The sequence below is a fragment of the Rhodococcus xishaensis genome (assembly GCF_004011825.1).
GTDB lineage: Bacteria > Actinomycetota > Actinomycetes > Mycobacteriales > Mycobacteriaceae > Prescottella > Prescottella xishaensis.
Map to the genome: position 1 here is coordinate 61,837 of NZ_RKLO01000007.1, position 19,682 is coordinate 81,518.

The 19,682-nt window shown below is 66.0% G+C and carries 20 protein-coding genes, 1 tRNA gene and 1 pseudogene; 16 read left to right on the top strand and 6 right to left on the bottom strand.

The genetic code is table 11. The annotated features are described in order from the left end of the window. Positions 1-29: 29 nt before the first annotated feature. On the bottom strand, positions 30-2,492 hold the full coding sequence (locus EGT50_RS16025; protein ID WP_127955657.1) for an ATP-dependent Clp protease ATP-binding subunit: 2,463 nt from the start codon (positions 2,490-2,492) through the stop codon (positions 30-32). Positions 2,493-2,757: 265 nt separating this feature from the next. Between EGT50_RS16025 and EGT50_RS16030 the strand changes: the two genes are divergently transcribed. Beyond that, the gene (locus EGT50_RS16030; protein WP_127955658.1) at positions 2,758-3,342 is read left to right on the top strand and encodes a putative glycolipid-binding domain-containing protein; all 585 of its coding nucleotides are present in this window, start codon (positions 2,758-2,760) and stop codon (positions 3,340-3,342) included. 73 nt (positions 3,343-3,415) lie between these two features. On the opposite strand, the gene EGT50_RS16035 is transcribed toward EGT50_RS16030, so the two are convergent. Both EGT50_RS16035 and EGT50_RS16040 read right to left on the bottom strand, forming a co-directional pair. Further along, positions 3,416-4,762 carry an amidase gene (locus tag EGT50_RS16035; protein ID WP_127955659.1) on the bottom strand — a complete coding sequence of 449 codons (1,347 nt, stop codon included), beginning with the start codon at positions 4,760-4,762 and terminating at the stop codon, positions 3,416-3,418. Next, positions 4,750-5,715 carry a prephenate dehydrogenase gene (locus tag EGT50_RS16040; protein WP_127955660.1) on the bottom strand — a complete coding sequence of 322 codons (966 nt, stop codon included), beginning with the start codon at positions 5,713-5,715 and terminating at the stop codon, positions 4,750-4,752. Before EGT50_RS16040 ends, EGT50_RS16035 begins: the two co-directional genes overlap by 13 nt. A gap of 49 nt (positions 5,716-5,764) precedes the next feature. Between EGT50_RS16040 and EGT50_RS16045 the strand changes: the two genes are divergently transcribed. From EGT50_RS16045 to EGT50_RS16065, 6 genes are all read left to right on the top strand, one after another. After that, positions 5,765-6,304 carry a tRNA adenosine deaminase-associated protein gene (locus EGT50_RS16045; protein ID WP_127955661.1) on the top strand — a complete coding sequence of 180 codons (540 nt, stop codon included), beginning with the start codon at positions 5,765-5,767 and terminating at the stop codon, positions 6,302-6,304. A gap of 32 nt (positions 6,305-6,336) precedes the next feature. Beyond that, positions 6,337-6,795, top strand: a complete 459-nt coding sequence (locus tag EGT50_RS16050) for a nucleoside deaminase (RefSeq protein WP_127955662.1) — start codon at positions 6,337-6,339, stop codon at positions 6,793-6,795. Positions 6,796-6,868: 73 nt separating this feature from the next. Continuing rightward, positions 6,869-6,959, top strand: a tRNA-Ser gene (locus tag EGT50_RS16055). 268 nt (positions 6,960-7,227) lie between these two features. Then, positions 7,228-7,383, top strand: coding sequence for a hypothetical protein (locus EGT50_RS17100; RefSeq protein ID WP_164873436.1), 156 nt, complete (start codon positions 7,228-7,230; stop codon positions 7,381-7,383). Further along, positions 7,376-7,618 (top strand): hypothetical protein, encoded by a 243-nt coding sequence (locus EGT50_RS16060; RefSeq protein WP_127955663.1) that lies wholly within the window; start codon positions 7,376-7,378, stop codon positions 7,616-7,618. The genes EGT50_RS17100 and EGT50_RS16060 overlap by 8 nt, the downstream gene beginning before the upstream one ends. Before the next feature lie 65 nt (positions 7,619-7,683). Further along, positions 7,684-7,971, top strand: coding sequence for a hypothetical protein (locus EGT50_RS16065; protein WP_127955664.1), 288 nt, complete (start codon positions 7,684-7,686; stop codon positions 7,969-7,971). Between the two features lie 351 nt (positions 7,972-8,322). On the opposite strand, the gene EGT50_RS16070 is transcribed toward EGT50_RS16065, so the two are convergent. Then, positions 8,323-8,772, bottom strand: coding sequence for a hypothetical protein (locus tag EGT50_RS16070; RefSeq protein WP_127955665.1), 450 nt, complete (start codon positions 8,770-8,772; stop codon positions 8,323-8,325). A gap of 434 nt (positions 8,773-9,206) precedes the next feature. Here EGT50_RS16070 and EGT50_RS16075 point away from each other — a divergent pair, with 434 nt between their 5' ends. After that, positions 9,207-10,172 (top strand): TIGR03557 family F420-dependent LLM class oxidoreductase, encoded by a 966-nt coding sequence (locus tag EGT50_RS16075; protein ID WP_127955666.1) that lies wholly within the window; start codon positions 9,207-9,209, stop codon positions 10,170-10,172. A gap of 171 nt (positions 10,173-10,343) precedes the next feature. On the opposite strand, the gene EGT50_RS16080 is transcribed toward EGT50_RS16075, so the two are convergent. Next, positions 10,344-11,864 carry a flavin monoamine oxidase family protein gene (locus tag EGT50_RS16080; RefSeq protein WP_127955667.1) on the bottom strand — a complete coding sequence of 507 codons (1,521 nt, stop codon included), beginning with the start codon at positions 11,862-11,864 and terminating at the stop codon, positions 10,344-10,346. Here EGT50_RS16080 and EGT50_RS16085 point away from each other — a divergent pair. The 6 genes and pseudogenes from EGT50_RS16085 to EGT50_RS16105 form a co-directional block, all read left to right on the top strand. Next, a pseudogene (locus tag EGT50_RS16085) lies at positions 11,851-12,390 on the top strand (LLM class flavin-dependent oxidoreductase); the annotation flags it as partial. The gene EGT50_RS16080 and the pseudogene EGT50_RS16085 sit on opposite strands and share 14 nt — an antisense overlap. 164 nt (positions 12,391-12,554) lie before the next feature. Next, positions 12,555-12,701, top strand: coding sequence for a hypothetical protein (locus EGT50_RS17105; RefSeq protein ID WP_164873438.1), 147 nt, complete (start codon positions 12,555-12,557; stop codon positions 12,699-12,701). An 11-nt stretch (positions 12,702-12,712) separates the two neighbouring features. Continuing rightward, positions 12,713-13,555: a hypothetical protein gene (locus tag EGT50_RS16090; RefSeq protein WP_235870781.1), complete on the top strand. Its 843-nt coding sequence runs from the start codon at positions 12,713-12,715 to the stop codon at positions 13,553-13,555. Between the two features lie 143 nt (positions 13,556-13,698). Further along, the gene (locus tag EGT50_RS16095; RefSeq protein WP_235870782.1) at positions 13,699-14,157 is read left to right on the top strand and encodes a MarR family winged helix-turn-helix transcriptional regulator; all 459 of its coding nucleotides are present in this window, start codon (positions 13,699-13,701) and stop codon (positions 14,155-14,157) included. After that, positions 14,154-15,485, top strand: coding sequence for an MFS transporter (locus tag EGT50_RS16100; RefSeq protein WP_127955670.1), 1,332 nt, complete (start codon positions 14,154-14,156; stop codon positions 15,483-15,485). Before EGT50_RS16095 ends, EGT50_RS16100 begins: the two co-directional genes overlap by 4 nt. A 136-nt stretch (positions 15,486-15,621) precedes the next feature. Then, a complete protein-coding gene (locus EGT50_RS16105) occupies positions 15,622-16,305 on the top strand; it encodes a YceI family protein (protein WP_127955671.1) in 684 nt (227 codons plus the stop codon). 59 nt (positions 16,306-16,364) lie between these two features. Here EGT50_RS16105 and EGT50_RS16110 read toward each other — a convergent pair whose 3' ends face one another. Continuing rightward, positions 16,365-17,126, bottom strand: a complete 762-nt coding sequence (locus EGT50_RS16110; protein WP_235870783.1) for a DeoR/GlpR family DNA-binding transcription regulator — start codon at positions 17,124-17,126, stop codon at positions 16,365-16,367. 229 nt (positions 17,127-17,355) lie between these two features. Here EGT50_RS16110 and EGT50_RS16115 point away from each other — a divergent pair, with 229 nt between their 5' ends. Both EGT50_RS16115 and EGT50_RS16120 read left to right on the top strand, forming a co-directional pair. Continuing rightward, a complete protein-coding gene (locus tag EGT50_RS16115) occupies positions 17,356-18,234 on the top strand; it encodes a class II fructose-bisphosphate aldolase (protein WP_127955672.1) in 879 nt (292 codons plus the stop codon). 71 nt (positions 18,235-18,305) lie between these two features. After that, positions 18,306-19,637 carry a D-tagatose-bisphosphate aldolase, class II, non-catalytic subunit gene (locus EGT50_RS16120; protein WP_127955673.1) on the top strand — a complete coding sequence of 444 codons (1,332 nt, stop codon included), beginning with the start codon at positions 18,306-18,308 and terminating at the stop codon, positions 19,635-19,637. The last annotated feature ends 45 nt before the right edge of the window (positions 19,638-19,682 follow it).

The following is a 19,682-nucleotide window of genomic DNA, read 5'->3' on the forward strand; positions in this document are numbered from 1 at the left end:
TGTTCGTGTCTCCGTCGTGTCGGCTTGGCTTACGGCTCGCTGGGTAGCGACCCCTCGGCGCCGTTGTGGTGCACCACGCCGAGTTCGAGTCCCGCATCGTCCGCTGCCACCCGCACTGTGTCCTCGGGCTCGAGCTCACCGGACAGCAATAGCCCGGCGAGCCGATTGTCGAGTTCCTTCTGGATGGTTCGGCGCAGCGGCCGCGCGCCGAACTCCGGCTGGTAGCCCTTCTCGGCGAGCCAATCGACGGCGTCGTCGGTGATGTCAAGCTCGACGTGCTGGGCGCGCAGCTGGCGGCGGGTGCCGTCGAGGATGAGCTCGATGATCTGCCGGAGCTCCGTCTGGTCCAGCCGGTGGAACACGATGGTCTCGTCGATCCGGTTGAGAAACTCTGGCCGGAAATGTACCCGCAGCCGTTCCATGAGCGTCGGCACCAGCTCGTCGATGTCCTCGGCCTTGGAACCGAGGATCAGGTCGGAGCCGATGTTGCTGGTGAGGATCACGATGGTGTTCTTGAAGTCGACGGTGCGCCCCTGCGCGTCGGTGACCCGGCCGTCGTCGAGCAACTGGAGGAGCACGTTGAACACGTCCGGGTGTGCCTTCTCGACCTCGTCGAACAGCACCACCGAGTACGGCTGCCGCCGCACCTTGTCGGTGAGCTGCCCGGCCTCCTCGTACCCGACGTAGCCGGGCGGGGCCCCGACGAGCCTGGAGACGGTGTGCTTCTCCTGGAACTCGCTCATGTCGAACCGGATCATCCGGTCCTCGTCACCGAACACGGCCTCCGCCAACGCTTTCGCGGTCTCGGTCTTGCCGACGCCGGTGGGACCGAGGAACAGGAACGATCCGATGGGACGGTTCGGATCCGAGAGCCCGGCCCGCGAACGGCGCACCGCCTCGGCCACCGCGGTGACGGCCTCGTCCTGTCCGATGACGCGGGCGTGCAGCACGTCCTCGAGTCGCATGAGCCGTTCGCGTTCCTCGGACGTCAACTCCGCCACCGGAATTCCGGTCTGGCGCGAAACGATGTGCGCGATGTCGAGGACGGTCACCTCGGGAGTGCTCTCGTCGGGAGCCTCGCCGAGACGATCCTCGGCCTCGGTGATCTTACGTTTGAGCTCGTTGGCGCGCTCGTAGTCCTCCTGCTCGACAGCAGAGTCCTTCTCACGCTTGAGTCGTGCGAGCTGCTCCTCGGCGGTTCGGGTGTCGACGTCGGGCGTGTGGGTCCGCAGCCGCACCCGGGCGCCGGCCTGGTCGACGAGATCGATCGCCTTGTCGGGCATGAACCTGTCGGTGATGTAGCGGTCCGACAGCTCGGCGGCGGCGACGAGCGCCTCGTCGGTGTAGTGGACCTGGTGGTGCGCCTCGTAGCTGTCGACCAGGCCGCGCAGGATCTCGATGGTCTCGTCCACGGACGGTTCCGCGACCAGCACCGGCTGGAAGCGCCGCTCGAGGGCGGCGTCCTTCTCGATGTGCTTGCGGTACTCGTCGATCGTGGTCGCACCGATCGCGTGCAGGTCGCCGCGCGCGAGAGCCGGCTTGAGCAGGTTCCCGGCGTCCATCGCGCCCTCGCCGCCAGCTCCGGCACCGACGATGGTGTGCAATTCGTCGATGAACAGGATCAGCTCGTCGGAGTGGGCCTTGATCTCGTCGAGGATCTTCGTCAGCCGTTCCTCGAATTCGCCGCGGTACTTCGTGCCCGCCACGAGTGAGCCGAGGTCGAGCGCGACGACACGGCGATCGGCCAGCGTCGACGGGACGTCCTTGTTGACGATGCGCTGCGCGAGGCCCTCGACGATCGCTGTCTTGCCGACACCCGGGTCGCCGATCAACACCGGGTTGTTCTTGCGGCGGCGCGACAGGATCTCGATGGTTTGCTCCACCTCCTGCGCGCGGCCGACGACCGGGTCGACATTGCCGGCGCGGGCCTCCGCCGTCAGATCGCGCCCGTACTCGTCGAGCGTCGGCGTCGAACTCGGCGTCGTCGGCACCTTCTCGCCCTCGAGGGTTGCGCCCAACAGGGCCTTGCCGGCCGGGCTCTCGGGGTTCGCGGCGATGCCGATGAGGATGTGTTCCGGGCCGATGTAGCTGCGGCCCGACTCGCTGGCCTGCTGCTGCGCGGTCCGCAGCGCCAGCTTCGCGGCCGGACTCAGGCTCGGCGCCCCCGGAGTGGTCTTCGGGGTCCCGTGCTTGTCCAGGTGTGCAGCCATCTTCGCGGCGATCTCGTCCGGATCCAGGTTGATGCCGCTGAGCACGCCGCGGGTGGGATCGTTCTGCGCCGCGGCATACAGCAGGTGCTCGGGGGTGATCTCGCTGTTTCCCCACTCGACGGCTTCGTCGCGGGCGGTGGCGATCAGCTTCCGCGCGCCGTCGTCGAGGAGCCGTCCGAGGTCGACCCGCTGCACCGGGGGCTGGGACGACAGCCCCGACCCGAAGAACCTTGCGAAAATGTCATCGAAGGGGCTGTCGATACGACCCCAGCCTTCGGTCATGTCCCGACCTCCAAATGTCTGGTTCCAGCAATCTGGTTCGGACTGGTCCGCGCTGCTCGAGTTGGGCGACGCCGCTCGAGTGGGACGACTCAACCTTGCGACGGCAGTAGGGGGAAGTAAAGAGTCCTCGGACCCATACTCTCGAACCCACCGGTCTGGGACCCATCATGGGGCGGAGCCTGCCGAAATGTTCGAACATGTCCCGAGTGCAGGTCCCGCCCGCCCGCACACGCTTCACCGTCGTTCGTCGCCTACCGTAGAGACCGTGACCATCCCGAGCACCGCGTCGTCCTGGCCTGCCGTGCTGACGTGGCGGGCCCATTCCGCGCCGCGTATGGAGTCCGTGCGCGTCCAGCTGAGCGGAAACCGCATCAAGGCGGCCGGACGCATCATCGGTGGCCAGTGCTCCGACCATCCCGCGTTCAGTGCGTCCTATGACCTCGTCACCGACGAGGCCGGGGTGACCCGGCGGTTGTCGTTGCGGACCGCACTGGCGGCGGGGGAGCGGCACATGTCGATCAGTCGAGACGAGGACGGCGTCTGGATGGTCGAGACCGGCACCACCCACCTGCGCTCCGGGTTCGCGGGCGCGAAGGATGTCGATGTCGTGTTGAGCCCGTTCTTCAACACCCTGCCGATCCGGCGGTTCGGCATGCAGAACGAGTCCGAGGACTTCCAGGTGCCCGTCGTCTACGTGAACCTGCCCAACCTCGCGGTGCAGGAGGCGTCGCTGACCTACAGCAGCGGCGCCGACGGTGTCCACGTGCTCTCTCCGGTGTCGTCGTCGTCCATCACCGTCGACGAGGATGGCTTCGTGCTCGACTACCCGGGGTTGGCGGAGCGGATCTGAGGGTGGCCGGGCTGGTCCCGGCCGCACGACCGAGCGCCCAGGTCATCGCACACGTGTCGAGTGCGGCGCCGGGTCAGCTCACCGCGAGCGCGCACGCGAGTGCCACGGATTCGGCCGGATGCGATCCGTGTCCGCCGGCAGTGGTCGGCAGCCCGACCACCTGGACCCCCGCTGGGGCGCCGTCGTGGACGGCGACGGGGACCGAGATCGCCGGGATGCGGAGCCCGTTGAAGGGACTGCACATCCGGAGCAGCGGGGTACGGGCCACCGCCGGGTCCGTCGAGAGCGCCCGTTCCTGGGTCATCGAGCGCACGGGTGTGGTCGCGGTGACCAGCGCGTCCAAACCCAGCTCGCCGCGCAGGCGCGAAAGTGCTCGATGGCGGAGACGTTCGAGTTCGCGGGCAGAGTGCACATAAACGACGGCGAGACGGTCTTTCTGGGCCGCCAGCAACGCGGCGGTCAATGGCTGGTACTGATCGGGTTCGGTCTCGAACCACCGCTGATGCGTCTCGTACGCCTCCGACCCGGTGATGATCGGGTAGGCCGCGAGCAGCTGCTCCGTCTCCGGAAGTTCGACGTCGATCACCTCGGCGCCGGCGTCGGTCAGTGACCGACACCCGGCGTCGACGGCCGCCGCGATACCCGCATCGGCGATGTCCCAGTTGCTGCCGCGGAGTCGCCCCACCCGCAGACCCGCAACGGGTGTATTCACATGCGCGATACCGGGGATCGCACCCCACGCCAACGACACGTCGAGGACGTCGGCGGCCAGCAGACCCACGTGGTCGTACGTCGTCGACCCCGGGAACACGCCCGACGTTGGCAGTGCGCCGAAGCTCGGCTTCATGCCGACGACGCCGCACAGGGACGCGGGAGTCCTTACGCTGCAGCCGGTGTCGGTGCCCAACGCGAACGGTACGACGCCCTTTGCGACCAGTGCCGCCGACCCGGAGGACGAGCCGCCGGGGATCAGGGTCGGGTCATGTGGATGGGCTGCGGGCCCCCACGCATTGACCGCACCCGTTGGCCCGTAGCCGAACTCGTGCATGTGGGTCTTGGCGACGACGATCGCACCGGCCTGCCGCAATTGCGTAACGATGCCGGCATCGTCAGTGGCAGGCGGGGCGTCGGCGAGGACTGCGCTGCCGCAGCGCGTAGGCATCCCGGCCACGTCGATGTTGTCCTTCACCGCCACCGCGACCCCGTGCAGCGGGCCGATCCAGTCACCGGCGGCAATCGCCTCGTCCGCGCGGGCAGCCGCCTCCAGCGCAGCTGAATCGTCACGAGCGGCAACCAGGTTCTCCCACGGAGTTCCGAGTAGCCCATCGAGAGCATCGAGCGTCGCGCGCACGTGCTCGGTGGCGGTCGTCTCCCGCTTGGCCAGTTGACGGGCGATGTCGCGCAGGTTCACGGTCGCCACACCCCTCCGCGTCGTCCGGCGTCCCGCAGCCGTTCGAGCCAGTTCTCCGAGCCGGGCTCGATACCGGTGATCGTCCGGCGCTCACGGTTCTCGTAGCGCAATCGAGCCTGGTGGCCGGGCTCGACGAGGTCGGCCAGGGTGCCCTTCTCGGCCAGCTCGGTACCGGCCTGGCTCAGCACCTCGAGGGTCTCGTTCAGGGTCGACAGCAGGGCGTCGCGGTTGCCCTCGCACATCGCCCGCACCAGGCCCGGCGCGCTGCCCGCGACGCGGGTGCCGTCGCGGAACGAGCCGGCCGCGAGGCCAAGTGCCAGGTCGCCTCCAGCAGCCCCGGACAGGGCGAGCGCCTCGGCGAGCACGTGAGGCAGATGCGAGATGCGGGCGACGGCGGCATCGTGCTCGACAGACTCGGCGGGTACCACCAGCGAACCGCAGTCCAGCGCAAGTTGCGCCACCTGCGACCAGATCCGCGGGTCGACGCCGTCGTCCGCGCTCACCACCCACACCGCGTCCCGGAACAGATCGGCGTCCCCGGCCTGCCAGCCGGACTCCGACGTCCCCGCCATCGGATGGCCACCCACGAACCGGTCTCGGAGGCCGTGCCGGGTAGCGGCCGCGACCATCTCGGCCTTGACGCTGACCACGTCGGTGATCGGGCAGCCGGGCGCGTGCTCGGCGATCGCGGCGAGCGTCGCGTCGACGGCCGGCATCGGCACCGCAACGACGATCAGCGCCTCCGATTCGGCGGCGCGCCGCAGCACGGCGGAAAGGTCGGTGTCGGCGTCGAATCCGTCGGCGCGGGCGGCGTCGACTGTCGGCGCGGAGCGGTTCCAGCCCCACGTCTTTCGCCCGGCAGCGACGGCCGCGCGGAGCAGCGACCCGCCGATCAGGCCCAGGCCGAGAACGCAGACGTCAGGTGTGGAAACGGAGGCAGCCACCTGAACAGCTTGGCACATTGACCGCGGGACTTCTTTTAGTGGCACTGAGCGGGCTACCGTTGCGCCCATGGGTTCACAGCGCGCGAACAACAACAGCGCTTCCGCAGGTTCGATGGAGAAGCTCGACGGCTTCGGTGTCGCCGTCGTCCGCGAGGACGGTCGCTGGAAGTGCTCGCCGCTGACCGACGGGGCGCTCACGAGCCTGCGGACCGCCGAGAAGGAACTCCTCGAGCTGCGTAGCTCCGGTGCCGTGTTCGGTCTGCTCGACGTCGACGACGAGTTCTTCGTCATCGTCCGACCTGCGCCGACGGGCACCCATCTGCTGATCTCCGACGCGACCGCCGCCGTCGACTACGACATCGCCGCCGACGTCCTCGAAGCCCTGAACATCGAGATCCCCGACATCGACCCGGACGAACTCGACGACATCGAGCCGTGGGAGGAGGGCGACCTCGGCGTGCTAGCCGACCTGGGGCTGCCCGAGGCCGTGCTCGGGGTCATCGTGGCCGAGACCGACCTCTACCCCGACGAGCAGCTGACGATGATCGCGCAGCGCTGCGGCTTCGAATCGGAGCTCGCGGCCACCGTCGACAAGCTGCCCCGATGACCTGCCCCGATGGCACAGCCAGGTAGCCACACATGACCCCGCAGGACGACGAGCGGATGATCCGCGCCGCTCTGGATGCCGCGGCCGCCGCCTCGGACGCCGACGTGCCCGTCGGCGCGGTCTTGTTCGATGCGGACGGAGTGGAGTTGGCGCGTGCCGCGAACGCTCGCGAGGCCTCCGGTGACCCCACCGCACACGCGGAGATCCTGGCCCTGCGTGCGGCGGCTCGCATCCACGGCGACGGCTGGCGGCTCGAGGGCACCACCCTCGCAGTGACGCTCGAGCCGTGCACTATGTGCGCCGGCGCGCTGGTGCTCGCCCGCGTCAAGCGTGTGGTGTTCGGGGCGTGGGAACCCAAGACCGGCGCCGTCGGTTCGCTGTGGGACGTGGTCCGCGACCGGCGTCTGACGCACCGTCCCGAGGTGCGCGGCGGGGTGCTCGAGGACGAGTGCGCGGGACTTCTGGAGAGCTTCTTCCAAGACCAGCGCTGACGATCCCGAACCGGAAAAAACGCTCCTACCTGCCGATTTCGGTCTCAGTCGCGTGTTCGGTACAGTCTTTGGCGGTGGCGTGTCCGAGCGGCCTAAGGAGCACGCCTCGAAAGCGTGTGACGGGTAACCCCCGTCCGAGGGTTCGAATCCCTCCGCCACCGCCAAAGCTCCCCACCTGCACGCAGCTGGGGAGCTTTTTTCATGCTCTCGATGGCGCCTGACAGTTTTCAGACAGCGCCGACAGCGGAAACTCTTCGTCGCGCCGCGTCGAGAGCGTCTGACACATTGTCGAGATCGTCGTCAAGGAGATCTGCTTAGATGCCGAGTGTGGAGCGGTGGATTCTTGCCCGAGCATCCGCTGCACAGCAACCGCGATCACCTACCAGAGTCCCCGCCACCGGCAGGGTCCCACAGCTTCCGGGAAGGACAACCGTGGCCACAGCACAACGGTCGGCAGCCGCCGTCGTGATCCTGGCGGCCGTTGCCGTGATCCTGGCGGTCACCGGAGCGGCATGGCCGTTCTGGCTCGCTTACGCCGTGGTAGCCGCTGGGATCCTCATCGAGCTCGTGCGAGCACGTCGTGGGTAGGCCAGCCGTCTGCCTCGGGCTCACGCGGCTGGCCGGACGGATCGGCGTGAAACCTGATGCGTTGTCTCGGTACAAGCTGCCAGACCCCGACGTCGTGATCGGCACGCTCAACGACGACGGGAGAGTGCCGAGCGGCTCGTTCCGCGGCTGGCTACCCGAAACCATCGACGAGTGGAACGCCCACCGGCCCGGCCGTGGCGCCCGAACGGACTTGGCGTCACCTTCGGATGGTTGAGGAGCACCCGGCACGTGCGCTTGGGTCCCAAGATGGTGCACCGCTGCTTGGTAGCTTCCATGACCATGGGCGACTGGACAGTTTGGGGACGCGACGGCACCGGCAAGCTGCGTTGGCTCAACCACACCGACGATCAAGGCTGGGCCGCCGACGAAGAATCCACGATGCGCCTCGAAGCCCCGAACTTCGGGTTCCCGGTCACTCCCACCGGGCCGTGGCAGCACGGCATCCCGGACGAGCCCGCCCTGTACGCCGCTGCCCTCGTCGTCATCCCGGGCGCAACGAAGACCGCCGGGGAAGTTCCGCATCATCCGGCGCTGGACTATCCGCCGAAGGATGACGTCGTCTACTGAGCACAGGGTCCCTCCAAGAAGTTGCCCTCCGCGAACCCGTCTACCCATTGCCAGGCCTTCAGAGTGTAGACGGGACGGTTGGACGTCGACCACCCATCCTCATCTCGCAATGTTGACGATGAGGTATGAACTCTTCTAGTGGACGCCCATCAAGTGCGAAACGAAATACGAAGTGCTGCCTACTGTCTCGTGAGCCCGCTGATGCCTCCTCTCGACCCCACGCCGGTGCACCAACGCCATCGCCTCAATCGTCCCAACATCAAGCCCTAGCGTGCGGGTTCTCGCGGCCCACCAGAAATACCACTGTGCCCCTGTCTTCGAACACACGACAGGGGCACAGGAACGGCGGTATTACTCTGCAGCGGCCTCGCGATCGACATTGGTCACGATGATCGAGTACTTGCCCGTCATTCCCACAGACGGGAGTGCGCAGTCAAATACATCCGCGTTAGGCGCCCCGCACTGACCATCCTGATAGGCGGCGTAGTCCTCCTTGAGCCCTTCAGCCGCATCAAGCACGTCGGCGCGAGCTTTGCTGCGCGGAAGATCGGTGGCGTCACGGACGAACGAATCGATCAATGCGTTTCGCATGCTCAGGCAGAGGTCTGACTCATCAAAGCACTCCATTCCGAGGAACTTTGAGTACTCGCTCTGGAGATACTTCCAAGTGGTGGCGTCAGTCTGTGTAGCCGACGCCTTGGCTTCTGCGGTTGTCTCTGTCCCTGAACCGTCGCCCCCGCTGGCGCAACCAGCCACCGACAGAGCGGCAGCCATTCCGACCGCCATTAGCCGCTTCTTCATTCGTTCCCCTAAACGTTTGCAGTCTTTCCCTTAGATTTGCTCACGGCACAATAAACGAACATTGCGCCCCAACCGCGCAATACGGATACAAAGGCGCGCCGCTCAGGGGGCCTGGGTGGTCAAGATGGCCATGCAGCTGTGGCGGCACCCGCGCCCGAGGGCGGCACCCGGCGGCACCGCCGGCCACGCTGGGTTTGAAGACTTGGCCAGCATTCTCACTTGGCCGCGATGCCGAGTACTGGAGTTGAAATCTCTGATTGGCTCAAACCGACGCCTTCCTGTCATTCAACTGAACGGTGGGTTCCAGCAACGTGGACCAAACGCAGGCCTAAGACCGCGCCGATAATCGGGGTGTACCTGTGCGCGGTCGCGGATGTCGACGCGGACGGATCGTGGGCTACTCGATCGACTCATGCAGCGATGGGGGTGACGACATGCAAGTGGGCTTCAAGTTGGTGACCGAGGCGTTCGATCCGAAGGAGATTGTGCGTCAGGCCGTGGAGGCCGAGCGAGCCGGTTTCGACTTTGTGGATATGAGCGACCACTATCACCCGTGGTTGTACAGCCAGGGACATGCGGGGTTCGCGTGGTCGATGCTTGGTGCCGCAGCGGCCAAAACCAACACGATCGGGCTGGTCACGGGCGTCACCTGCCCTTCCATTCGAATCCACCCTGCGATCATCGCGCAGGCCGCGGCGACCACGGCCATTCTCAGTGAGGGCCGCTTCACTCTGGGAGTCGGGTCGGGAGAGCGGCTCAACGAGCACGTGGTCGGTGGAGACTGGCCGCCTGTGCGCGTCCGGCATCAGATGTTGCGCGAATCGATCGAGATCATCCGCCTGCTGTGGTCTGGTGGCAATCAGTCTTACGAGGGCAGGTACCTCACTCTCGACGACGCGCGCGTCTTCGACCTTCCCGATGTGCTTCCGACGATCGCGGTGGCGGCCGGCGGTCCGGCCTCCGTCGCGCTCGCTGCAGAACTCGGCGACGGGATCTTCGCGACCGCATCGAAACCCGAACTGCTGAGGGCCTACGTGAAAGCCGGTGGATCGGGGCCGAAGTATGCAGCACTGCCAATATCTTGGGCACGCGACGAGCACACCGCCGTCGAATTGGCGCACCGCATGCTCAGGTTTGGCCTGTTGGGGTGGAAGACACTGACGGAACTGAAGAACACGGCTGACTACGAGGCGGTGTTGTCCTCCGTTCGTCCCGAGGATGTCCGTGAGGCGATAACCTGCGGGCCGGACGTCCAGCAACACCTCGAGCCGGCGCGTGCGTACGTGGATGCCGGAATAGATCATCTGACACTGATGAACGCTGGTCCGGACGTGGACGGGTTCTTCGAGTTCTTCTCCAACGAGATGAGTGCACCCCTGCGGGCATTGGCGCGCCCGTGACCATTTCGGAACGCGCAAGTAGCGACGCATGGTAGCCCGATGCTGCGGGATCAGCTGGCGAAGTACTGCTGATGCTGAGCATCGGTGGACGACACGATCGCGTTGCTGGGCTTGCCCAGTGCGTCGCAGATCGGCTGGTGGGTCAACGATGTTGGGTGTGTGTTCTACCCGCTATGAGGCGGCTTCGTTGCAGCCCTCTTTGACCAGTAGGCCCGACTCCAATACGACCCCTTGACCCGGCCGCTCGTCGAGCAGCCGTTCGGCTTCGCGAGCGCCCGACAGCATCGCGCCATGGATGTAGCCGTAGTGTTCGCCGCTGGTCGCCTCTCCCGCGAATAAGAGTTGATCGCCCACCGGCGCCCCGAGCGTGTCACGCTCTGCGGCGGTAGCGCCGGCCCCGGCGCGGTAGTAGCTGTACGAACCCATGGCAAAAGGATCCGATGTCCACCGTGTGACATGAGTCGATGATGGGGCTGCGCCCTCATGACCGGCGATCTCAGCGACGACTTCGGCAAATCGGGCCGCGATGGCCGCATCAGGCATGTCGGCAATGGCGCGGCGATAGGCGCCACAGTACAGCGCTATCAGGGTCGGCTTCCCGCCTGCAAACGACGTGTAGTCCACAATGAGAGGAAATTCCCCCGGCTGGGCGCCGAGGTAGAAGAGGAAGTTGGCCCCAGGGTCCGGCCAGAACGGTTGTTCGTATCGGAGGACGACCTTCTCGAGGTCTCCCATCCCGAGCCGCTCGATCGCCTCGATCTTGTCGGCCGGAAGTGCCGGCGAGAATTCGATCCGCCCTGCCTTCAAGACACCGAGCGGGACCGTGACGATGACATGCGACCCGTGTTCGGTGCCGTTCGAAGTTTCGATGCTCACACCGCCCTCGGAGTACTCGACGCGCGACACGATTGTTTCGAGCCGCACGTCGACGCCGCGCGCCAAGGCGGTGATCAGACCTCGAAAACTTCCATCGGGGAAGTGTGAACCACCTTCATCAAACGCTTCGGAAGTGGTGGGGGTCAAGGCGATCCGATCTGCGGACTCGGCTTCGTTGCCCTCGAATGTAGCGTGCAATGCGAACGCTGCGTACCGCCGGGCAGGCTCGCTCAGCCCCGCCTTGGTGAGGAATGCGTCGAACCCCTCCTCCAACGATGCGTTGGGTCCAAGTGCCGCCACAAGTTCGGGACACGCTTCCTCGAATTGTCCGACTGCTGCCAGCGCGCTCCACAGATCGGATTCGGGCATCTCACGATGAAGCACCCCGTCGTACCCGCGCACGATGCCGCCGAGAGATTCCGCCGATTGCCACCCGATCCCCTCGCGGTTCAGCACACAGGCCACCGGATTGCCGCTGGGTCCTACGATCCACGCCCCACCGAGGTCGACGGGAACACCGCCCACCTCCTCTGGCCACACGCGTCCTCCCAGACGATCACGCGCTTCGAGGACAACTGTCTCCACACCCGCAGTCGTCAGTGCATTGGCAGCAGTAAGCCCCGCTGCCCCGGCCCCAACAACGATGACTCGTTGCGGACGTCTGCCTCCGCGAGCATTTCCCCCAGTACCCACGTCAACTCCCAACAATCGAACACCTAACCCCGAGAGTAAGCCGTGTGACGCGCCCGGGTTTGATGGTGTTGCAGACCGTTGCAGTGAGTGTCGACGACGGTGCCACCGCCTGCGCGGCCGCATCGGCGCGGCCGGGCGAGAGCCGGGATCGGTCGCGATCCTGCCGGGCCTGGTCACCTACGTCGGCCCCACCGAAGAAGAAGCACGCGCAAAGAAGGCGGAGCTCGACTCCCTGCTCGATACCGACGCCGCGATCGCTCAACTCGGCGTCTTCACCGGCCAGGACTACACCTCGCACGACCTCGACGTGCCCGTCGCCGACCTGCCGCCCGTCGAGCAGTTCACCGGTCCGCAGGGCCGCTACACCACAGTGCAGCGGATCATCGAAACTCGACGACCTACTTTGCGGGAGTTGCTCGGCTACCTGGCCGCCGGAGGTGGCCACGCCACCATGATCGGCACACCCGAATCGATCGCCGACCGGGTAGAAGAGTGGTTCGTCGCGGGCGCCTGCGACGGATTCAACCTGATGTGCCCGGCGTATCCGGATTCGCTGGACGACTTCGTCGACCTCGTTGTGCCGGACCTGCAGCGACGGAGCCTGTTCCGCACGGCCTATCCGGGCCGAACACTGCGGGACACGTTGGGATTTCCGGTGCCGGCAGCCGCCCGGCCCGAACCTGGGCGACGCGCGTCCCCCGGGCGCCGGCTGGAGGACCCACGACGCGGCAACGACGATCCGTAGCGGATTGTGTGCAGGGTTGTCCCGTAGGCTTCCGCTACAGCTTGGATGGCGACCCTCGGGAGTAAGACGTGGCGCAGAAGGTAGTTGTCGAAATCATCGATGATCTTGATCGCGGGCGTATCGACTTCGGCGTCCGAACGAGCATTCTCGAGGTCGATCTGACGTGTGGCCGCGTCGGGGTTGACCTCGTCAAGGCATCCGTGGCAGCGCACTAGCCATGACGACCGTGAGCAAGCGCACAGGGGACGAGATCGTGCCGGCATCGGCGGAGTTGGAGCTGTCCGAGCGCGAGGCGGACGACGCCGTCGGCGAGCTCGCCCATAGCGGCGCGGCCGAGGCCGCCGACCACGAACAGGGTTCCGAAGTCTCCTTCTCCCATGGCGATTCAATCCGGGTATTCCTGTACGACATCCCGAAGGACGGCGAGTGGACCGCCCACTACGAGTCCGGGATCAGACGCATCCGGGCCAAGAAGGTGAGCCCCTGGGTCTACCTGGACATGCTGTATCGGGTCTTCCCCAGGCACGAGGTGCTGATCAAGGGGGAGCTCCTCAGTGTGAAGAGCCGGCCGTACCCGGACGACCCGAAGGTGCTCACCGAGGTGGCGCTCTTGGTGTACCTGGCAACCGAGGTGGCGCTGTTCAAAGCGTTCCTCGAATGGGCGGGGAAGGACGTCGGCGCGATCCGGATCACGCCCGACAGGCTCGACGACGTGGCTCGCAGGATCCACGACGACCTCTACCGAATCCACTTGTTCAAACAGCGGCTCGTCGCGGCCGGCGTCGAGGACCCTGCCGAGCTCGACGAAGATGTGTCCCGGCCGATCGAGGTCATCAAGAGCGAGATCGACGCCGTCCAGGATCTGCGGATCTCCGTCAAGCGGTACCGCGATCGCGTGGTGCGGGCCAAGCGTCAACGGGTGGTACGGGAGAGCCAGAACCTCGTAGGCAACATCGAGATGGCTACTTGGGATTCGGTGCAGCGCCGAGAGGAAATGGTCGTCATGCGTGAATGGGTGGACAACCAACAGCGCGTGCTGCCGATTTCGAAGTCCGGCAAGCTGACCTGATACGCGCGCCTCGCTGGGCGAACGCTGACGGGCTCGATCGGGGAGGCCCTCCGCCTTCGACGGGTCTCTTCGGAGGCGGCTGTACTCTCTCCGCCTCCAAGTATATGCTTGCCGATAAGCAAGTAATTTCGATGGAGGTGGATGTGACGAGCCTGTTCAACGACGACGAGGTGTCCCGGCTGCGGGTCACGCTCGGCCGTATCTCCCGCCAGGTCGACAGGCAGACCTCCGACCGTGAGCTCACCAAGACCCAGTTCTCGATCCTCACGACGGCAGTGCGGCGCGGGCCGATTCGGGCCAGCGAGATGGCCGAGATCGAGACGGTCAACCCGACGATGCTGTCGCGGGCGATCGGCAAGATGGAGGGTGCGGGACTGCTGCAGCGTTCCGAGGATCCTGAGGACCGTCGCGCAGTCGTCGTTTCGGCGACTTCCGAGGGAATCGCGCTACACGCGGAATTGAGGGAGAAGCGAACGCGCCTGTTTGCCGAGTACCTCACCCAGCTCCCCGAAACGAAGACGCAGGCTCTGCTCGACGCCCTCCCGGCCCTCGAGTCTCTCGCCGATCGGATGTGTCAGGCCGGGGCCATGGCCCGTTCGTGATGGCGGTGACTGCTCTCGGACGCCAGACGTTTGCCGCGCTGGCCAATCGCAACTTCCGGAGATTCATCGGCGGCCAGGCGGTCTCGCTTATCGGCACCTGGATGCAGATAGTCGCCCAGTCGTGGCTCGTCCTCGAGTTGACTGGGTCGGGCACCGATATCGGTATCGTCGTCGCTCTGCAGACCCTGCCGATCCTGCTTCTCGGCCCCTACGGCGGCGTGATCGCCGACCGATCGGACAAGCGCCGCTTGATGATCGGGCTGCAATCGATCATGGGTGTCCAGGCGCTGGTCCTCGGTGTGCTGACGATCACCGGCACCGTCGAGTTGTGGCAGGTGTATGTGCTGGCGCTGCTGCTCGGCCTCAACCAGTGCTTCGAAAACCCTGCTCGGCAATCGTTCCTGCTCGAGATGGTCGGCCCGAACGATCTGCGCAACGCCGTCAGCCTGCAGTCCACCCTGGTGAGCGCATCCCGCATCATCGGACCCGCGGTGGCGGGCATGACGATCGCGGCCGGCGGCCTGGGGCTTTGCTTCCTGCTCAACGCCGCGAGCTTCGTAGCGGTGGTGGTGTCACTGCTCCGGCTGGACGTCACGGCGCTGCATCGAACCGTGCCGACGGAACGGACCCGTGGGCAGTTGCGGGAAGGGCTGCGCTACGTGCGAGGAAATCGGAACCTCGCCGTGCCGCTGCTGATGATGGCCTTCATCGGCTGCCTGGCTTTCGAGTTCCAGGTGGTGCTGCCGATTGTCGCTGAGCAAACCTTCAATGCCGGATCCGAGGCCTACGGCTTCATGACCGCGGCGATGGGCGTCGGTGCGGTGTGCGGCGGACTGCTCGTCGCAACGTGGGGAAGAACCGGCACGCGGGCGCTGATCGTGACCGCGGCCGCGTTCGGTCTCGCGCTCGTCGCGGCTGCCGCCGCTCCCACACTGGGGCTCGAAATGATCGCCCTCGTTGTGGTCGGAGTGGTGAGCATTGCCTTCAACTCGACCTCAAACAGCACACTCCAGCTCGAGGCCGCACCCCATATGCGTGGCCGCGTCATGGCGCTGTGGTCCACCGCGTTTCTGGGCTCGACGGCGGTCGGAGGCCCCATCGCCGGTTGGGTCAGCCAGGAGTGGGGTGGACGGGCCGGCCTGCTGCTCGGCGCGATCACCTGTCTGGTCGTGGCCCTGGCCGCCGTGCTCGTGCTCGGTCGTGGGAAGAAGGTCACCGCGCATACCCATCCGATCACCGAGGACCCGGAGGAGCTCATGGTCGAGGACCCGGCGATCTCCGAGGACCCCGCGATGACCGAGGCCTACGCGCGCAGCAGGGCGGCGTGACCTTCGACCAGGGCTAGGTTCCACTACCGGGCGCACCGCCGTCTGGGCTACCGGGCGCACTGCTGCCCGCTGTGTCTTTGCTGTACGAATCGTGTGAATTGTGGCGCCTTCGGATGCGTGCTCATACCCTGTGCTGATGAAAAAATGGTGGATCATCGGTGGCGCGGTCGTCGTGATACTTGTGGGTGTGCTCGCGGGTCCCTGGGCCTGGGGCACATTCATCGCCAAGGACGACGCCCCGGCCGCAACCGTCTCGACCGAGGGCGCGCAGGCCGCGTCGGGGCCAGTGGATGGACAGTGGACGGTCACACCGGGTTCCGAGGCCAACGTGACCGCCGCCGGATACCGAGTTTCCGAGGTCCTCAACGGCGCCCGGGTCCATGTCACCGGCAGCACCGACCAAGTCACCGGGTCCGCGAGCATCTCCGATCAGAAGATGACGTCGGCCGAGGTCGTCGTGCAAGTCGCCGGCATCGCCACCGACAACGGGCTCCGTGACAGTCAGTTCCGCGGCAACATCATGGATGCGGCCACGTTCCCGACGGCGTCGTTCGCCCTCGACAGCCCGGTCGACCTCGCGGCGCTGCCCGTCGACGGCACCGCCACGACCGTGACGGCCACCGGATCGCTGACCCTCAAGGGGCAGACACGTCCGGCAAGTGTGGAGATGACGGTGCTGCACTCCGGTGACTCGCTGATCGCGTCCGGCAGTATTCCCGTTACTTGGACCGACTACGGAATCACGCCACCGTCATTGGGATTCGTGACCGTCGACAGTAGCGGCACGGTCGATTTCCTGGTGAACATGGCCCGCGACTGAGGGCGAGCCCCGGCCCGGGTGGGGTCCGGGCGCCGAGCCGGTACCTGATTCCAGGGCCGTCATTGTTCCGAGACGGGCTCGACGACGTGGATCTTGACCCCTGCCCGTTCGATGCGCTCGAGCTCCACAGCGTCGGCGCTCGGGTCGGTGATCAGGTCGTCGACGAGGTCGAGGTCCGCCATCTTCGCGAACCTCACCTGCCCGATTTTGGAACCGTCGGCTACGACGACGACTCGGCGTGCGTTGGTGACCATCGCATTGTTCGTTCGTGCCTCGGTCTCGTCATGGGTGGTGGTGCCGCCGTCCGCGCTGATCCCGTCCACACCGGTGAACACGGTGCCGACGGTGATCGAGTGGAAGATGCCTTCTGCCATGGGGCCGACGGCCTCGAACGACTTCGACCGGACGAGGCCGCCGGCCATGATTACTTTGCTCTGCGGGCTCGTGGCGCATTCCATGGCGATGGTGAGCGCATTCGTCACGATCGTCAGCTCCGCTCGGCCGCGGAGGGCCCGTGCCACCTCGGCCGTGGTGGTGCCACCGCTCAGCGCTATCGCGTACGGCCCGGCGGGGACCATGGCGGCGGCTCGTCGGCCGATGCCGCGCTTCGCGTATTGAAACTGAGTGTCACGAAGCCGGACCGGAAGTTCGCTTTCTGTGTCCAGGGCGCGGGCGCCACCGTGGGTCCGGACGAGCAAGCCCTGCGCTTCCAGTGCGGCTAGGTCGCGGCGCAGCGTCGCGGCGGACACTCCCAGATCCCGGGCGAGAGCAGCCAGAGACACCCGATCGCTGTCGTGAACGATCGACAGGACTGCTCTCATGCGGTCGGACCGTTTCGCCGACACGGCGCGGGGGTCCGCCTGGGCGTAGTTGCGCGTGGACATTCGCCCTCCAGTTTGGGTGATCATAAAACGCTCACTATTTTTGCACATTTAGAGCGGAATGAGCCCGAATTATTGCGCAGTACGCGCGGCGAGCCGATCATCGTGGCATGTCCCATCTCACTTCCACGGAAATGAGCGGAAGCCGTATGTCCACGTCGGATCGACGATGACCCTCGCGAAGACCAGCGAATTGGTCCGATCGGCGGTCTCTGCGGGTGGCGCGGTGGTCGCGTTCAACGTGATCACCCTCGAACACGCGGAGGGGATTGCCGAGGGAGTCGAACGAGCCGGTGCCCGGGCCGTCTTGCAGATCAGCGAGAACGCGGTCAGGTTCCACCGTGGGCGGATCGAGCCGATCCTGGCGGGCTGCGCACAGGTCGCGGCACAGTCCTCGGCCCGACTGGCGATCCACCTGGATCACTTCGAGGACCTCGCGCTCACCGAACGCGTCATCTGCGTCGCCCGCGACCTCGGTGCCAGTTCGATCATGGTCGATGCGGCACGTCTCGACCATGATCAAAACGTCGCGCAGACCCGGGAACTGGCGAAGCATGCCCATCTCCACGGGCTCTGGGTAGAAGCCGAACTGGGCGAGATCGGCGGGAAGGACGGCGCCCACGCGCCCGGCGTTCGCACCGATCCGATCGAAGCCCGTGAGTTCGTTGAGAGAACCTGCGTGGACGGACTGGCGGTCGCCGTCGGGAGTTCACACGCGATGACGACCAAGGACGCGCAGATCGACACCGGTCTGATCGAGAAACTGCGCGAGTCCGTCCCCGTTCCTCTGGTCCTGCACGGTTCCTCTGGGGTCGACGACAGCCGACTCGCCGAGGCCGTACGCGCGGGAATACGCAAAGTCAATGTCGGAACGGCGCTGAATATTGGCTTCACGCAACAGATTCGGGAGTTCCTGGGGGGCAACCCCGAAACCACGGACCCGCGTAGGTATCTGGACGGCGCCCGGTCGAGCATCAGCGACTCCGTCGCACACCTGTGCGCCGTCGTGGCTGAAGCGACCTCGAGCCCGCAGGCGTTCGCACGGTGAGTTACCGGAGGTCGGTCGTCCGTGGGCGCCCTGGCGCAGCCCAGTCAAGTCGGCCCGGACACGGAGGAATGATGGTTGATCATCTGTGGAATACCGTTCGCCGCCACAAATCTGGAGAGGCGGTCGGCGTCTACTCGGTGTGCTCGGCGCACCCGATGGTCCTGGAAGCGGCGATTCGACAGTCGATCGACGACGACACCTACGTTCTGATCGAGGCCACGTCGAACCAGGTCGACCAGTTCGGTGGCTACACCGGAATGCGGCCCACCGACTTTCGGGAGATGGTGTTCGCGATCGCGGACGCGAACGGGTTGCCACGTGATCGAATCGTGCTGGGGGGCGACCATCTCGGGCCGAACCGTTGGCAGAAGGAGCCGGCGGCGGAGGCCATGGCCAAGGCGGAAGATCTTGTCGAGGCATACGTGGCGGCCGGCTACACGAAGATCCATCTCGACTGCAGCATGTCCTGCGCGGGAGACCCGATGCCCGTAGGCGACGACCTGGTGGCCGAGCGGACGGCCCGGTTGCTCCGGGTCGCCGAGGACGTCGCGGTGCGGGAAGGGATCACCGACGACATCCTCTACGTCATCGGGACCGAGGTCCCCGTCCCCGGCGGTGCGACCGAAACCCTCGGACAGTTGACCTCCACCTGCCCGCAGGCGGCTCGTCGTACGCTCGATCGGCACCGGGCGGCCTTCGGTGAACTCGGACTCGACCACGTGTGGCCGCGAGTAATCGGCATGGTCGTTCAGCCAGGTGTGGAATTCGATCATCTGCAGGTCGTCGACTACCGCCATGACGGGACCACCGAGCTGCGCACCGTACTCGACGACCACCCCACCCTGGTCTTCGAAGCACACTCGACCGACTACCAAAGCAGCGAACGGCTCAACGAACTCGTCGAAGACCACTGGGCCATTCTCAAGGTAGGCCCGGGCTTGACCTTCGCGATGAGAGAAGCGCTCTTCGCGTTGGCCCTTATCGAGGACGAGCTGGTCCCCGCCGACCACCGATCACACCTCATCGACGTTGTCGAACGCCGGATGCTTGCCCGACCCGAGTACTGGGAGCGCTACTACGAAGGCGATCCGGACGAGCAGCGGATCGCGCGCCGATTCAGTTTCAGCGACCGGCTGCGCTACTACTGGCCAGATCCGGAAATCGAAGCCGCAGTGGACCGCCTGTATGAGAACCTCGCGCGCGTTCCCATCCCGCTCCCGCTGATCAGTCAGTTCCTCCCCGATCAGTACGCCCGAGTGCACGCCGGTGTCCTGGCACCGCAGCCTCGCGAACTCGTTCGCGACAAGATCCGCGACGCGTTGCGGCCCTACGCCGCCGCATGCTTCCCGACCACGGTCGATGAACGCGCCCAACTCGCAACGACCGGAGAAGTCCTTGTCTAGTTCACCGATCTCAACCACTGTCGCCCCTGGCTCGGAAGCGACAGT